Source organism: Terrabacter sp. AAH1 (genome assembly GCF_054456855.1).
Genome location: NZ_JBTJJV010000009.1, coordinates 19656 through 35159 on the forward strand (window position 1 = coordinate 19656; position 15504 = coordinate 35159).

Here is a 15504-nt window from a genome sequence, read left to right on the forward strand (position 1 = left end):
CTTGCGACCGAACGCACACGCGCCGGTGCGAGGATGAGCGCATGAGTCGTGCGCAGCTGGACAAGAAGCCGGTCGACGTCGCGTCGATGTTCGACACCGTCGCCGAGAAGTACGACGTGACCAACGACGTGCTCTCCCTCGGGCAGGACCGGCTGTGGCGCCGCGCCGTCGTCAAGGCCGTCGCCGCGCGCCGGGGCGAGCGGATCCTCGACATCGCCGCCGGCACGGGCACCTCGAGCGAGCCGTGGGCCGACGAGGAGATCGAGGTCGTGCCGGCGGACTTCTCGCTCGGCATGCTGCGGGTGGGCCGCCGCCGTCGTCCCGACATGGCTTTCACCGCCGCCGACGCGATGAGCCTGCCGTTCGCCGACGAGAGCTTCGACGTCGTCACGATGAGCTTCGGGCTGCGCAACGTCGCCGACCCCGAGGTGGCCCTGCGCGAGTTCCTCCGGGTGACCAAGCCTGGTGGGCGCCTGCTCGTCTGCGAGTTCAGCCAGCCGGTCAACAAGGTCTTCCGCACCGTCTACACGAACTACCTCATGCGCGCGCTGCCGCCGGTCGCCCGCCGCACGTCGAGCAACCCCGACTCGTACGTCTACCTCGCCGAGTCGATCCGCGCGTGGCCCCCGCAGGGCGAGCTCGCCGGCATCATCGAGGGCGCCGGCTGGCAGCAGGTCGGCTGGACCAACCTCACGGGCGGCATCGTCGCGCTGCACCACGGCACGAAGCGCTGACGGCGTCTCCCGACCGGGCCGAGGGCGTATGCCGTCCTCTCCGTCGGCTGCCGGAGGTGGCCTCCCGAGGGGGAGCGGAGGGGCTTGTTAGGCATGCCTTATCTGACAAGGGCGAAATTGCGGGAATAGACTCCCTCGAGAGTTCGTGAAGATCTTCACAAGCGGTTCGGAAGCGTGCAGGAGACATGACCAGTTCGAGCGAGGCGCCCAGCCCCGGTGAGGGCGGCGGTGCACCCGTCGAGCGGGCCGACGTCGTCGTCGTCGGTGCCGGCCCGGGTGGCAGCGCCACCGCCGCCTACCTCGCCGACCACGGTCTCGACGTCGTCCTCCTCGAGAAGTCCGCATTCCCCCGCGACAAGATCTGCGGCGACGGCCTGACCCCGCGCGCCACCAAGGAGCTCATCTCCCTCGGCGTCGACACCACCGGCTGGCAGCGCACCAAGGGCCTGCGCATCAAGGGCGGCGGCCACACGCTGCAGCTCGACTGGCCCGAGTCCGACGCCTTCCCCGGCTACGGCATGGTGCGCACCCGCGCCCAGCTCGACGAGGCCCTGGCGCGGCACGCCGAGAAGCGCGGTGCCCGCCTGCACGAGCGCACGAGCGTCACCGCCCCGGTGCGCGACGCCGCCGGCCGCGTCACCGGTGTCATCGCCAAGCGCCTCGACGACTCCGGGCGAGCCACCGGTGAGACCGTCACCTACCGGGCGCCCGTCGTCGTCGCCAGCGACGGCGTCTCCAGCCGCCTCGCCACCGCCGTCGGCCGACCCAAGCGCGAGGACCGCGTCATGGGCGTTGCCGTGCGCGCCTACTACACGACGCCGAAGCGCGACGACTACCTCGAGAGCCACCTCGAGCTGTGGACCCGCGACGACAACGGCAACCGCATCCTCATGCCCGGCTACGGCTGGCTCTTCCCGCTCGAGGACGGCCGCACCAACGTCGGCCTCGGCACGCTCGACACCACGGCCGCCTTCCAGAAGACGGACTACAAGGACGTCATGCGCCGCTGGGTCGAGGACATCAACCCCGAGTGGCAGCTCGAGCACGACGAGTCCGCCGGCCCGATCCGCGGTGCGGCCCTGCCGATGGGCTTCAACCGCACGCCGCTCTACGCCGACGGCCTGCTGCTCGTCGGCGACTCCGGCGGCATGGTCAACCCCTTCAACGGCGAGGGCATCGACTACGCCCTCGAGGCGGCCCGCGTCGGTGCCGAGCTCGTCGCCCAGGCCATGGCGCGGCCCAGCGACGCCGAGCGCGAGCGGGTGCTCGCGGCATACCCGAAGGTCATGAAGGACGAGCTCGGCGGCTACTTCACCCTCGGCCGCTGGTTCGCCCACGCGATCGGCAACCCCGAGGTCATGCGCCTCGCGACGAAGTACGGCCTGCCGCGCACCAGGCTCATGCCGTTCCTGCTCAAGATCATGGCCAACCTCGCCGACCCGGCAGGCAAGGGTGCGAGCGACCGCATCATCCACACGCTCTCGAGGCTGGCGCCGAGCGCATGAACCACCTCGCCACCGACACCACCGGCACCCCCGCGGCCACCCCCATTGTGACGCCGAGCACAATCGTCATAGACGCCCCTAGGATGGGTGCGCCGCGCATGTTCGCCCCTGCTCTGCACGTCTCGCACGACCGAAAGGCACGTGACCTCGGATGAACTCCTACGTCCCGATCCTGTTCATGCTGGGGCTCGGCTTCGCGTTCGCCGCGCTGTCGGTCTTCACCTCGCTCGTCGTCGGCCCGAAGCGCTACAACCGCGCCAAGCTCGAGGCCTACGAGTGCGGCATCCAGCCGACGCCCCACGCGGCGGGCGGTGGGCGCGTGCCGATCAAGTACTACCTGACGGCGATGCTCTTCATCATCTTCGACATCGAGTCGATCTTCCTCTATCCGTTCGCGGTGGCCTTCAACAAGCTGGGCCTCTTCGCGCTGGTGGAGATGGTCCTGTTCATCCTCACGGTCTTCATCGCGTACGCCTACGTCTGGCGCCGCGGCGGCCTCGAGTGGGACTGACGCCCGTTGCCGCACGTGAGCGCCCGCACCAACGGGCACGCGTCCACCGGGTCCGTCAGGAAAGGTAAGGAGTAAGCAATGGGTCTCGAAGAGAAGCTCCCAGCCGGGTTCCTGCTCTCGACCGTCGAGGGCCTCGCCGGCTACATGCGCAAGGCCTCGATCTGGCCGGCCACGTTCGGCCTCGCGTGCTGCGCCATCGAGATGATGGCCGTCGGCACCCCCGACTACGACATCGCCCGCTTCGGCATGGAGCGCTTCTCGGCGACGCCGCGCCAGGCCGACCTGATGATCGTCGCCGGCCGCGTCAGCCAGAAGATGGCCCCCGTCGTGCGCCAGGTCTACGACCAGATGCCCAACCCCAAGTGGGTCATCTCGATGGGTGTCTGCGCCAGCTCGGGCGGCATGTTCAACAACTACGCGATCGTCCAGGGCGTCGACCACATCATCCCGGTCGACATCTACCTGCCCGGCTGTCCGCCGCGGCCGCAGATGCTGCTCAACGCGATCATCGAGCTGCACCACCAGATCGAGACCTCGCCGCTCGGTGTCAACCGCGAGGAGGCGGCCCGCGCCGCCGAGGCCGCGGCGCTCTCCGCGACCCCGACCCACCAGATGAAGGGCCTGCTCGCATGAGCGACGGCGAGAAGAAGGACACGACGCCGGCGGTCAACGCCGACACGACGAAGGACCAGACGTCCGGCATCACGCCCGGTGAGGTCGAGCTGGCCCAGTCCGGCACCGGCAGCGAGGCGCGCGTCGTCGGCATGCGTCGCGGCATGTTCGGGGCCACCCGCGGCGCCGACACCACCGGCTACTCCGGGCTGCTGCGGCCGATCATCGTCGCCGGCGCCGCGGAGCGTCCCTACGGCGGCTACTTCGACGAGATCGCCGACAACCTCGAGCGCGGCCTCGTCGGTGGCACCGCCTCGTACGCCGAGGCCATCGCGAGCGTCGTCGTCGACCGCGGCGAGATGACGCTGCACGTGCGCCGCGAGCACCTGCCGGCCGTCGCCCGCGTGCTGCGCGACGACGCGTCGCTCCGCTTCGAGATCTGCACCGGGGTCTCCGGCGTGCACTACCCCGACCGCGCCGGCGAGGAGCTCCACGCGGTCTACCACTTCCTGTCGATCACCCACGGGGGGCGGCGGGTCCGCGTCGAGGTCAGCTGCCCCGACGACGACCGCCACATCCCCTCGATCGTCTCGATCTACCCGGCCAACGACTGGCACGAGCGCGAGACGTGGGACATGTTCGGCATCGAGTTCGACGGCCACCCGGCCCTGACCCGCATCCTCATGCCCGACGACTGGCCGGGCCACCCGCAGCGCAAGGACTACCCCCTCGGCGGCGTCCCCGTCGAGTACAAGGGCGCCACCGTCCCGCCGCCCGACCAGCGGAGGTCGTACAACTGATGAGCACGCACACCGAGTTCACCCAGACCGAGGTGCCCGAGCCGGGCGCCAACGACGTCTACGCCACGTCGGCGGCCGACGAGTCCGCCAGCGAGGGCGCGCACGTCTTCAACGCCGCCGGCGGCGACTGGAACGACCTCGTCGACGAGGCCACCTCGCTCAACGAGGAGCGCATCGTCGTCAACATGGGGCCGCAGCACCCGTCGACGCACGGCGTGCTCCGCCTCATCCTCGAGATCGACGGCGAGACGGTGACCGAGGCCCGCGCGGGCATCGGCTACCTCCACACCGGCATCGAGAAGAACATGGAGTACCGCAGCTGGGTGCAGGGCGTCACGTTCTGCACGCGCATGGACTACCTGACCCCGATGTTCCAGGAGGCGGCCTACTGCCTCGCCATCGAGAAGCTGCTCGGCATCACCGACCAGATCCCGCAGCGCGCCAACGACATCCGCGTCCTCATGATGGAGATGACGCGCATCAGCAGCCACCTCATCTGCCTCGGCACGGGTGGCATGGAGATGGGCGCGACGACCGTCATGACCGTCGCGTTCCGCGAGCGCGAGCGACTGCTGCGGGTCATCGAGATGGTGACCGGCCTGCGCATGAACAACGCCTACATCCGCCCCGGTGGCGTGGCCGTCGACCTGCCCCCGGGCTCGATCGACGCGCTGCGCGAGATGGTGCCCGAGGTCCGTCGCGGCCTGGGCGAGCTCGAGGCGCTGCTCAACGAGAACCCGATCCTCAAGGGCCGCACCGTCGATGTCGGCGTCCTCAGCCTCGCCGGCTGCATGGCGCTCGGCATCACCGGTCCGGTGCTCCGCTCGACCGGCCTGCCGCACGACCTGCGCAAGCTCGACCCGTACTGCGGCTACGAGACGTACGACTTCGACGTCGTCACCCGCACGAGCCAGGACGCCTACGGCCGTCTGCGCATCCGCATCGACGAGATGTACCAGTCGCTGCGCATCATCGAGCAGGCCACCGACCGTCTCCAGGCGAACGAGGGCGGCAACAACGCGGTCATGGTCGAGGACAAGAAGATCGCCTGGCCGGCGCAGCTCGCGCTCGGCAGCGACGGCCTCGGCAACAGCCTCGACCACATCCGCGAGATCATGGGCACCTCGATGGAGTCGCTGATCCACCACTTCAAGCTCGTCACCGAGGGTTTCCGGGTCCCGCCGGGCCAGGCGTACGTCGCGGTGGAGTCGCCCAAGGGCGAGCTCGGCTGCCACCTCGTCTCCGACGGCGGCACGCGCCCCTACCGCGCGCACTTCCGCGACCCCAGCTTCAACAACCTGCAGGCCGTGGCCGCCATGTGCGAGGGCAGCCAGATCGCCGACGTCATCGTCGCCGTGGCCTCGATCGACCCCGTCATGGGAGGTGTGGACCGATGAGCGCGGTAGTGCGCGAGGATCGCAGCGAGCGCCAGCGAGCGAGGACCGGAACGCACGTCGGCGCGCGAAAGGACAAGCACGTATGAGCGGTCACGACGCTTCAGGCCACCTGCACGTCAGCCCCGAGTCCAAGGCGCCGTATGCCGCCGACGTCCTCGAGAACCTCTACGCCGACGCCGCCGAGGTGGTCGCGCGCTACCCGCAGAAGCGCTCGGCGCTGCTGCCGCTGCTGCACCTCGTGCAGTCGGTCGACGGCTACGTCACCGGCCGCGGCGTGAGCTTCTGCGCCGAGGTGCTCGACCTCACCGAGGCCGAGGTCAGCGGCGTCGCGACGTTCTACACCCAGTACAAGCGCCACCCCAACGGTGAGTACACCGTCGGGGTCTGCACCAACACGCTCTGCGCGATCATGGGCGGCGACCTGATCTTCGACCGGGTCTCCGAGCACCTCGGCATCGGTCACGACGAGACGACCGAGGACGGCAAGATCACCCTCGAGCGCGTCGAGTGCAACGCCGCGTGCGACTACGCGCCGGTCGTCATGGCCAACTGGGAGTTCTTCGACAACCAGACGCCCGAGAGCACGATCGGCCTCGTCGAGGACCTGCGTGCCGGCAACGACGTCGCCCCGACGCGCGGCGCCGCGAAGGTCTGCACGTTCAAGGAGGTCTCGCGGGTGCTCGCGGGCTTCCACGACGGACGCGGCGACGAGGGCGTGGGCGCCGGGCCGGCCTCGCTGCTCGGCCTCAAGATCGCCAACGAGAACGGCTGGGTCGCCCCGAGCTCCAACGGTTCCGGCCGTTCCGACGGCTCCGGCGCCACCTCAGACGGGAAGGGCTCGAAGTGACCGACACGCTGACCCCGATCCTCACCAAGTTCTGGGACGACCCCCAGTCCTGGACCCTCGCGACCTACGAGCGCCACGACGGCTACAAGGCCCTCAAGAAGGCGCTGGACATGGAGCCGCAGGCGATCATCGATGCCGTCAAGGACTCGAGCATCCGCGGCCGCGGCGGTGCGGGCTTCCCGACCGGCATGAAGTGGTCGTTCATGAGCCCCCCCGACGGCGGCCCGCGCTACCTCGTCGTCAACGCCGACGAGTCCGAGCCGGGCACGTGCAAGGACGTGCCGCTCATGATGGCCAACCCGCACTCGCTCATCGAGGGGGTGGCCATCTCCTCGTACGCCATCGGCTGCGAGCACGCCTTCATCTACCTCCGCGGTGAGGTCGTCCACGTCTACCGCCGCCTGCTGCGCGCCGTCGAGGAGGCCCGTGCCGCGGGCTACCTCGGCGACAACGTCGGCGGCAAGGGCGTCAAGGTCGACATCACGGTGCACGCCGGCGCCGGCGCGTACATCTGCGGCGAGGAGACCGCGCTGCTCGACTCGCTCGAGGGCCGTCGCGGCCAGCCGCGCCTCAAGCCCCCGTTCCCCGGCGCGGCCGGTCTCTACGCCCGGCCCACGTCGGTCAACAACGTCGAGTCCATCGCCTCGGTGCCCGGGATCATCCTCGAGGGCGCCGACTGGTTCAAGGGCATGGGCACCGAGAAGTCCACGGGCTTCGGCATCTTCAGCCTCTCGGGCCACGTCACCAACCCCGGCCAGTTCGAGGCGCCGCTCGGCATCACGATGCGCGAGCTCATCGAGCTCGCGGGCGGCATGCGCGGCGGCAAGAAGCTGAAGTTCTGGACGCCGGGTGGCTCCTCCACGCCGATCTTCACCGACGAGCACCTCGACGTGCCGCTCGACTTCGACTCGGTCGCCGCGGCCGGGTCGATGCTCGGCACGCGTGCCCTGCAGGTCTTCGACGAGACCGTCTCGGTCGTGCGCGCCGTCGCCCGCTGGACCGACTTCTACGCCCACGAGTCCTGCGGCAAGTGCACCCCGTGCCGTGAGGGCACGTGGTGGCTGCGCCAGATCATGGACCGCATCGAGAACGGCCAGGGCACGCAGGACGACATCGACAAGCTCGTCGACATCTGCGACAACATCCTCGGCCGCAGCTTCTGCGCCCTCGGCGACGCGGCCACGAGCCCGATCACCTCGGCCGTCAAGTACTTCCGCGAGGAGTTCGAGGCCGGCATGCACACGCCGGCCCACGAGCTGTTCCCGCCGGAGAACTCGGTCCTCTTCCCCGTCCAGACCAAGGAGTCCAGCGGGATGGTGTCCGCATGACGACGACCGCCTCCACCCCCACGGAGACCAAGCCCGACCAGGTGAGCCTGACGATCGACGGCGTGCCCGTCAGCGTCCCCAAGGGCACGCTCGTCATCCGGGCCGCCGAGCAGGTCGGCATCGAGATCCCGCGCTTCTGCGACCACCCGCTGCTCGACCCCGTCGGGGCGTGCCGCCAGTGCCTCGTCGACGTCGCGATGCCCGACCGCGAGGGCAACGTCCGCCCGATGCCGAAGCCGCAGGCCTCGTGCACGATGACGGTGTCCGAGGGCATGGTCGTCAACACGCAGAACACCTCGCCGGTGGCCGACAAGGCGCAGCAGGGTGTCATGGAGCTGCTGCTCATCAACCACCCGCTCGACTGCCCGGTCTGCGACAAGGGCGGCGAGTGCCCCCTGCAGAACCAGGCGATGAGCGCCGGTCGTCCGGTGTCGCGCTTCGAGGACGTCAAGCGCACCTACCCGAAGCCGGTCAACATCTCCTCGCAGGTCCTGCTCGACCGCGAGCGCTGCGTGCTCTGCGCGCGGTGCACCCGCTTCTCCGACCAGGTCGCCGGTGACCCGTTCATCGCCCTCGTCGAGCGCGGCGCGCTCCAGCAGATCGGCATCTACGAGGAGAAGCCCTTCGAGAGCTACTTCTCCGGCAACACCGTGCAGATCTGCCCGGTCGGTGCCCTCACCGGTGCGGCCTACCGCTTCCGCAGCCGCCCCTTCGACCTCGTGTCGACGCCGTCGGTCTGCGAGCACTGCGCGAGCGGCTGCGCCATGCGCACCGACCACCGCCGCGGTGTCGTGCTGCGCCGCATGGCCGCCGAGGACCAGCTGGTCAACGAGGAGTGGAACTGCGACAAGGGCCGCTGGGCGTTCACGTACGCCACGCTGCCCGACCGCATCGAGCTGCCGATGGTGCGCGACACCGACGGCCGGCTCAAGGTCGTCGGCTGGCCCGAGGCCCTCGCCGCCGCCGCGGCGGGTCTCGCCGGCAAGAAGGCGGGCGTGCTCGTCGGCGGTCGCGTGACCACGGAGGACGCGTACGCGTACGGCAAGTTCGCCCGTGTCGTGCTGGGCACGAACGACGTCGACTTCCGCTCCCGGCCGCACTCGGCCGAGGAGGTCGCCTTCCTCGCCGAGCACGTCGCCGCGACGGGTCCCGAGGGCGGCGCCGTCACGTACGCCGACCTCGAGGCGGCGGGCGCCGTCCTGCTCGTCGGCTTCGAGCCCGAGGACGAGAGCCCGATCGTCTTCCTGCGGCTGCGCAAGGCGTTCCGTCGTCGCAAGACGCAGGTGTATGCCGTCTCGTCGCACCCGACGCGCGGACTGACCAAGCTGGGCGGCACGCTCATCCCGACGGTGCCGGGCAACGAGGCCGCCGTGCTCGGCGACCTCGGCTCGACCGAGGCCGGCGCCAAGGCACGTGAAGCGCTCGGCACCGGCGGCATCGTGCTCGTCGGTGAGCGTCTCGCGACGTCGCCCGGCGCGCTCCGTGCCGCGGCCGACCTCGCCGCCGCCACCGGGTCCCGCCTCGCGTGGGTGCCGCGACGGGCGGGGGAGCGCGGCGCGCTCGAGGCCGGTGCGCTCGGTGCCCTGCTGCCCGGCGGGCGTCCGGTCTCCGACGCCACTGCCGTGGCCGACGTCGCCCGCGTCTGGGACGTCGACCACCTGCCGCAGGCCGCGGCCCGCGACACGGCCGGCATCCTCGCCGCGGCCGCAACGGGTGACCTCGACGCGCTCGTCGTCGGTGGCGTCGACCCCGCCGACATCGGCGAGCCGGCTGCCGCTGCCGCCCTCGAGAAGGCGTTCGTCGTCTCGCTCGAGCTGCGCGAGTCGGCCGTCACCGCCGTCGCCGACGTCGTGCTCCCGGTCGCCGCCCAGGCGGAGAAGGCCGGCAGCTACGTCGACTGGGAGGGCCGCGTCCGCGCCTTCGAGGAGGCGCTCGAGAGTGGCGCCGTGAGCGACCACCGCGCCCTCGACATGCTCGCGAGCGAGATGGGCTTCTTCCTCGAGACCCGCACCCAGCGCGAGATCCGCGACCAGTTCGTGGCCCTCGGGCCGTGGACCGGTGCGCGAGCCACGACGGCACCCGCCGGCCAGCGCGCCGCCGGGGCGCCCTACGGCGAGGGCGATTTCGTCCTGTCGACGTGGGCGACGCTCCTCGATGCCGGCCGCATGCAGGACGGCGAGCCGTTCCTCGCCGGCACCGCGCCGCTGGCCGTCGCCCGCCTGTCCGAGGCCTCCGCGGCCGGGCTCGGCGTCGCCGACGGCGACCTCGTCACGGTCACCGGTCCGGCCGGTAGCGTCACGCTGCCCGCCGCCGTCACCGTCGGCATGGTCGACGGCGTCGTGTGGCTGCCGACCAACTCCCGTGGGGCCGACCAGATCTGTTCCGTGCGCGCGGGCCTCGGCAGCGATGCCGGTGGACGCGTCACCGTCACGAAGGGTGGTGCCGCATGAGCTTCGTGACGGCATACGGGGTGGCCGCCGCGCTGCCCATGGAGAACCCCACGGCCGACTTCAGCGACACCCCCTGGTGGGTGGCCCTGATCAAGGCCGTCGGCGTCTTCGTCTACCTGCTGATCTCGACGCTGCTCGTCATCTGGTTCGAGCGCCGCGTCATCGGTCGCATGCAGCAGCGCCCCGGCCCCAACCGCAACGGGCCCTTCGGCCTGCTGCAGACGCTCGCCGACGGCATGAAGTCGATGCTCAAGGAAGACATCACCCCGGCCAACGCCGAGAAGTTCATCTACACGCTGGCGCCGCTCATCGCCGCGACGATGGCCTTCGTGTCGTTCGCGATCATCCCGCTCGGCGGCACCGTGTCGATGTTCGGCCACGAGACCCCGCTGCAGGTCACCGACGTGCCGATCGCCGTGCTGCTCGTGCTCGCGGTCGCCTCCGTCGGCGTCTACGGCATCATCCTCGCCGGCTGGAGCTCCGGCTCCACCTACCCGCTGCTCGGTGGCCTGCGCTCGACCGCCCAGGTCATCAGCTACGAGATCGCCATGGGCCTCTCGCTCGTCGCGATCTTCCTCTACAGCGGCTCGATGTCGACCTCGGCGATCGTCTCGGCGCAGAGCTCGCTCTGGTACATCCTGCCGGCGTTCTTCTCCTTCGCCGTCTACGTCATCACGATGGTCGGCGAGACCAACCGTCTCCCGTTCGACCTCGCCGAGGGCGAGGGCGAGCTCACCGGTGGCTTCCACACCGAGTACTCCTCGATGCGCTTCGCCATGTTCTTCCTCGGCGAGTACGTCAACATGTTCACCGTCTCGGCCCTGGCCACCACGCTGTTCCTCGGTGGCCCGCAGGCCCCGCCGCTCATCTCGGCGATCAACGACAACATGTTCGGCGGCGGCTGGTGGGGCCTGCTGTGGTTCACCCTCAAGCTCTGGGTCTTCATGTTCATCTTCGTCTGGCTGCGCGGCTCGCTGCCGCGCGTGCGCTACGACCAGTTCATGCGCTTCGGCTGGAAGTTCCTCATCCCGATCACGCTCGCGTGGGTCGTCGCCGTCGCCTTCATCCGCGGCGCGCAGCTCGGCTTCCTCGGTGACAGCAAGCTGACGTTCGCCGGGCGGGAGCTGTCCGTGGCCACCGTCGTCATCGTGAGCATCGTGGCCGTCATCGCGCTCGCCGCGGCCTGGATCTGGGACGACAAGCGCGCCGCCAAGGCCGCCGCCGAGGACGAGGCCCCGCCGGAGGAGATCGACCCCTTCGAGGGTGGCTACCCGGTGCCGCCGCTGCCCGGCCAGCGCCTTGCCGAGCCAGGGCCGCGCATCAGCGCGACGCGCGAGCCGGTCCTCTCGACCGCCAGCACGACTTCCGCCACCTCGACTTTCGCCAAGGAGGAGGACCATGGCTGACGACACCGTCGGCAAGGACGTCACCCCAGCGGGGCCCAAGGGCTCCGAGGTCGGTGCGCCGCGCGCGCAGCGATCCGGCTCCGACGACCGTGAGAAGGGCTTCCTCTCCGAGCTCTTCGCCCCCGTCGCCGGCTTCGGCGTGTCCTTCGGCACGATGTTCCGCAAGGTCGCGACCGAGGAGTACCCCGAGAAGCCGCGCCCGACCGCGCCGCGCTTCCACGGCCGCCACCAGCTGAACCGTCACCCGGACGGCCTCGAGAAGTGCGTCGGCTGCGAGCTGTGCGCGTGGGCCTGCCCGGCCGACGCGATCCTCGTCGAGGGCGCCGACAACGACGACACCCCCGGTGGCGCCGGTCGGTTCAGCCCCGGTGAGCGCTACGGCCGCGTCTACCAGATCAACTACCTGCGCTGCATCTTCTGCGGCCTGTGCATCGAGGCGTGCCCCACCCGTGCGCTGACGATGACGAACTTCTACGAGCTCGCCGACAACGACCGCGGCAAGCTGATCTTCACCAAGGACCAGCTGCTCGCTCCGCTGCAGACCGGCATGCTCACGCCGCCGTTCCCGATGGCCGACGGCCTCGAGGAGCGCGACTACTACCAGGGCAAGGTCAGTGGTCCCACGGACGCGCAGAAGGCGTACGTCCACGACCGTGACGCCGCCGCCTCCGACGGTGACGGCCTCGACGACGACGGCAGCACCGCGCCGTCGATCACGGGCGCCGCCGGCCGTCCGGGCAACGCCGCTGCCGCGGTGCCCGGCGCCCACGACCTCGTGCACTCGTCGAACCCGACCGCGCCGCAGACCCGGGAAGGGGCCAACCCGTGACCTCCACCGCCGAAGCCGTCGGCTTCTGGGTGCTCGCGCCGATCGCGGTCATCGCCGCGCTGGGCCTGCTCTTCGCCAAGAAGGCGGTCCACGCCGCCCTCGGCATGGCGCTCGTCATGTGCATCCTCGGCATCTTCTACATCATGCAGAAGGCCGACTTCCTCGGCGTCATCCAGGTGTTCGTCTACACCGGCGCCGTGATGATGCTCTTCCTCTTCGTGCTGATGCTCGTCGGCGTCGACTCGTCCGACTCGGTCGTCGAGACGATCAAGGGACAGCGCTGGGCGTCGTTCCTGCTCGTGATCGGCCTCGCCGCCGTGCTGTTCTTCGCCATCGGCGCCGCGGTCATCGACGAGACGACCGTGCAGTCCGGCATGGACAAGCTCGTGGCCACCAATAAGGAGACCGGCAACGTCACCGGCCTCGCCGAGCTGATCTTCGGCCAGTACGTCTGGATCTTCGAGGTCACCTCCGCGCTGCTCATCACCGCAGCCCTCGGCGCGATGGTGCTCGCCCACCGCGAGCGGCTCAGCCCGCGCATCACGCAGGCCGAGTGGGCCGCCAAGCGCGTGCGCGACAACAAGAACGTCGCCGGCCTGCCCGCCCCGGGCGTCTACGCCCGCCACAACGCGGTCGACACCCCCGCGCTGCTGCCCGACGGCACGCCGAGCGACCTGTCCGTCTCGCGCGTCCTCGTCGCGCGCGACCAGGTCGCGACCACCGACGCCCTGCGGGACGTCGAGCGCCACATGGCGCGCGAGATCGAGGAGGGTGGGTCCAAGTGAGCCCCATGCACTACGTCTACCTGGCGGTGCTGCTCTTCGCGATCGGCGCGGCCGCGGTGCTGACGCGTCGCAACGCGATCATCGTCTTCATGGGCGTCGAGCTCATGCTCAACGCGACGAACCTCGCCCTCGTCACCTTCTCCCGGATGCACGGCGCCCTCGACGGGCAGGTCATGGCCCTGTTCGTCATGGTCGTCGCCGCCGCGGAGGTCGTCGTGGGCCTCGCCATCATCATGGCGATCTTCCGCGCCCGCCGGTCGGCCTCGGTCGACGACGCCAACCTGCTGAAGCTGTAAGGAGCGCCGGCCAGAATGGGAACTCTCGTCCAGACGCTTGCGAGCTCACCGAGCGCGCTGAGCACGTATGCCGCGGGCTTCGCCACGCACGAAGGCGAGGCGCACGCCGCGACCGGGGTGACGGCATACGCGTGGCTGCTCGTCGCGCTGCCGCTGCTCGGTGCCGCCGTGCTCCTCGTCGGCGGCCGTCGCACCGACAAGTTCGGGCCCGTGCTCGCGACCGCCCTCTCCTGGGGTGCGTTCGTCGTCGGCGCGCTCGTCTTCCTCGCGATGCTGGGGCGTGGCCCCGAGGACCGCGCCGTCGGCATCGACCTGTTCGACTGGGTCGCCGCCGGCGCCTTCAAGGTGAGCGCGGGCCTGCTCGTCGACCAGCTGTCGATGACCTTCGTGCTGCTCATCACCTTCGTCGGCTCGCTCATCCACGTGTACTCCCTCGGGTACATGGAGCACGACCCCGACAAGCGGCGGTTCTTCGCCTACCTCAACCTCTTCGTCGCGGCGATGCTGCTGCTCGTCCTCGCCAACTCCTACCTGCTCCTCTACGTCGGCTGGGAGGGCGTCGGTCTCGCGTCGTACCTGCTCATCGGCTTCTGGAACTGGAACCCGGCGTACGCGACGGCCGCCAACAAGGCCTTCGTCGCCAACCGTGTCGGTGACTTCGGCCTGTCCATCGCCATCATGGTGATGTTCTTCCACTTCGGCGCCGTCGACTTCGCGACGGTGCTGGGGGAGGCGGGCACGAACGCCAACCAGGGCTTCATGACCGCCATCGGCCTCATGCTCCTGCTCGGTGCCTGCGGCAAGTCGGCGCAGTTCCCGCTGCAGAGCTGGCTCGGCGACGCCATGGCCGGCCCGACCCCGGTCTCGGCGCTCATCCACGCGGCGACCATGGTCACCGCCGGTGTCTACCTCGTCGTGCGCTCGGCGCCGATCTTCGAGGCCGCCCCCACCGCGCAGCTCGTCGTCGTCATCGTCGGCGCCATCACGCTGCTCTTCGGGGCGATCGTCGGCTGCGCCAAGGACGACATCAAGAAGGCCCTCGCCGCCTCGACGATGAGCCAGATCGGCTACATGATGCTGGCCGCGGGCCTCGGCCCCGTCGGCTACGCCTTCGCGATCTTCCACCTGCTGACGCACGGCTTCTTCAAGGCCGGCATGTTCCTCGGCGCCGGCTCGGTCATGCACGGCATGAACGACCAGGTCGACATGCGCCGCTTCGGTGGCCTCTCGGGCGCCATGAAGATCACGTGGGCCACCTTCGCCCTCGGCTGGCTCGCCATCCTCGGCGTGCCCCCGTTCTCGGGCTTCTGGTCCAAGGACAAGATCATCGAGGCCGCGTTCATCGGCGAGGGCTGGCGTCCGTGGGTCTTCGGCCTCGCCACCCTCATCGGCGCCGGCATCACGGCCTTCTACATGTCGCGCCTCTTCTTCATGACCTTCCACGGCAAGAAGCGCTGGACCGACGACGTCCACCCGCACGAGTCGGGCAAGCTCATGACCGTCCCGATGATGGTGCTCGCCCTCGGATCCGCCTTCCTCGGCCTCATCATCGGCCCGACCGGCCTGTTCACCTCGTGGCTCGAGCCGGTCACCGGCGCCGAGCCCGAGGGCGCGCACCCGGTCATCCCGGTGCCGGTGCTCATGGCGCTGACGCTGGTCCTCGTCGCCGGCGGTGCCGCGTTCGCGTGGCTGCGCTACTGGCGCGACGAGGTCGCGGTCACGGCCCCCGCCGGCAACCTGCTCACGCAGGCCGCCCGCAAGGACCTCTACCAGGACCAGGTCAACGAGGCCCTCCTCATGCGACCCGGCATCCACCTCACGCGCTCGCTCGTCTTCGCCGACGGCAAGGGCGTCGACGGTGCGGCCGGCGGGCTCGCTGCCCTCGTGGGCGGCACGAGCTCACGCCTGCGCAAGCTGCAGAACGGCTTCGCGCGTTCCTATGCCCTGACGATGCTCGCCGGTGTCGTCGCCATCCTCGGTGCACTGTGGGTGATCTCCTGATGA

14 protein-coding genes are annotated in these 15504 nt (G+C 70.2%); all 14 read left to right on the forward strand.

From position 1 onward, the window contains the following. Window positions 1-41: 41 nt before the first annotated feature. The gene (locus tag ACXR8F_RS14270; protein ID WP_458801410.1) at window positions 42-734 is read left to right on the forward strand and encodes a demethylmenaquinone methyltransferase; all 693 of its coding nucleotides are present in this window, start codon (window positions 42-44) and stop codon (window positions 732-734) included. 185 nt (window positions 735-919) lie between these two features. Then, window positions 920-2239 (forward strand): geranylgeranyl reductase family protein, encoded by a 1320-nt coding sequence (locus tag ACXR8F_RS14275; RefSeq protein WP_458801412.1) that lies wholly within the window; start codon window positions 920-922, stop codon window positions 2237-2239. 151 nt (window positions 2240-2390) lie between these two features. Next, window positions 2391-2750: an NADH-quinone oxidoreductase subunit A gene (locus tag ACXR8F_RS14280; RefSeq protein WP_045187001.1), complete on the forward strand. Its 360-nt coding sequence runs from the start codon at window positions 2391-2393 to the stop codon at window positions 2748-2750. 78 nt (window positions 2751-2828) lie between these two features. After that, on the forward strand, window positions 2829-3383 hold the full coding sequence (locus ACXR8F_RS14285; protein ID WP_150987411.1) for a NuoB/complex I 20 kDa subunit family protein: 555 nt from the start codon (window positions 2829-2831) through the stop codon (window positions 3381-3383). Then, window positions 3380-4162, forward strand: a complete 783-nt coding sequence (locus ACXR8F_RS14290) for an NADH-quinone oxidoreductase subunit C (protein WP_458801415.1) — start codon at window positions 3380-3382, stop codon at window positions 4160-4162. Before ACXR8F_RS14285 ends, ACXR8F_RS14290 begins: the two co-directional genes overlap by 4 nt. Beyond that, a complete protein-coding gene (locus ACXR8F_RS14295; protein ID WP_458801417.1) occupies window positions 4162-5559 on the forward strand; it encodes an NADH-quinone oxidoreductase subunit D in 1398 nt (465 codons plus the stop codon). The genes ACXR8F_RS14290 and ACXR8F_RS14295 overlap by 1 nt, the downstream gene beginning before the upstream one ends. An 82-nt stretch (window positions 5560-5641) precedes the next feature. Further along, entirely contained in the window at window positions 5642-6406 is a 765-nt protein-coding gene (gene nuoE, locus ACXR8F_RS14300) for an NADH-quinone oxidoreductase subunit NuoE (RefSeq protein ID WP_458801419.1), read from the forward strand. Next, window positions 6403-7734, forward strand: a complete 1332-nt coding sequence (nuoF, locus tag ACXR8F_RS14305) for an NADH-quinone oxidoreductase subunit NuoF (RefSeq protein WP_045186994.1) — start codon at window positions 6403-6405, stop codon at window positions 7732-7734. Before nuoE ends, nuoF begins: the two co-directional genes overlap by 4 nt. Then, window positions 7731-10184, forward strand: coding sequence for an NADH-quinone oxidoreductase subunit G (locus ACXR8F_RS14310; protein WP_458801421.1), 2454 nt, complete (start codon window positions 7731-7733; stop codon window positions 10182-10184). Before nuoF ends, ACXR8F_RS14310 begins: the two co-directional genes overlap by 4 nt. Next, window positions 10181-11590, forward strand: coding sequence for an NADH-quinone oxidoreductase subunit NuoH (gene nuoH, locus ACXR8F_RS14315; RefSeq protein ID WP_045186990.1), 1410 nt, complete (start codon window positions 10181-10183; stop codon window positions 11588-11590). The genes ACXR8F_RS14310 and nuoH overlap by 4 nt, the downstream gene beginning before the upstream one ends. Next, window positions 11583-12419, forward strand: a complete 837-nt coding sequence (gene nuoI, locus ACXR8F_RS14320) for an NADH-quinone oxidoreductase subunit NuoI (RefSeq protein WP_458801423.1) — start codon at window positions 11583-11585, stop codon at window positions 12417-12419. The genes nuoH and nuoI overlap by 8 nt, the downstream gene beginning before the upstream one ends. Beyond that, window positions 12416-13204, forward strand: coding sequence for an NADH-quinone oxidoreductase subunit J (locus ACXR8F_RS14325; RefSeq protein ID WP_458801425.1), 789 nt, complete (start codon window positions 12416-12418; stop codon window positions 13202-13204). Before nuoI ends, ACXR8F_RS14325 begins: the two co-directional genes overlap by 4 nt. A gap of 5 nt (window positions 13205-13209) precedes the next feature. After that, window positions 13210-13500: an NADH-quinone oxidoreductase subunit NuoK gene (nuoK, locus tag ACXR8F_RS14330; RefSeq protein ID WP_371860843.1), complete on the forward strand. Its 291-nt coding sequence runs from the start codon at window positions 13210-13212 to the stop codon at window positions 13498-13500. Window positions 13501-13515: 15 nt separating this feature from the next. Continuing rightward, entirely contained in the window at window positions 13516-15501 is a 1986-nt protein-coding gene (gene nuoL, locus ACXR8F_RS14335) for an NADH-quinone oxidoreductase subunit L (RefSeq protein WP_045186982.1), read from the forward strand. Window positions 15502-15504 lie beyond the last annotated feature (3 nt).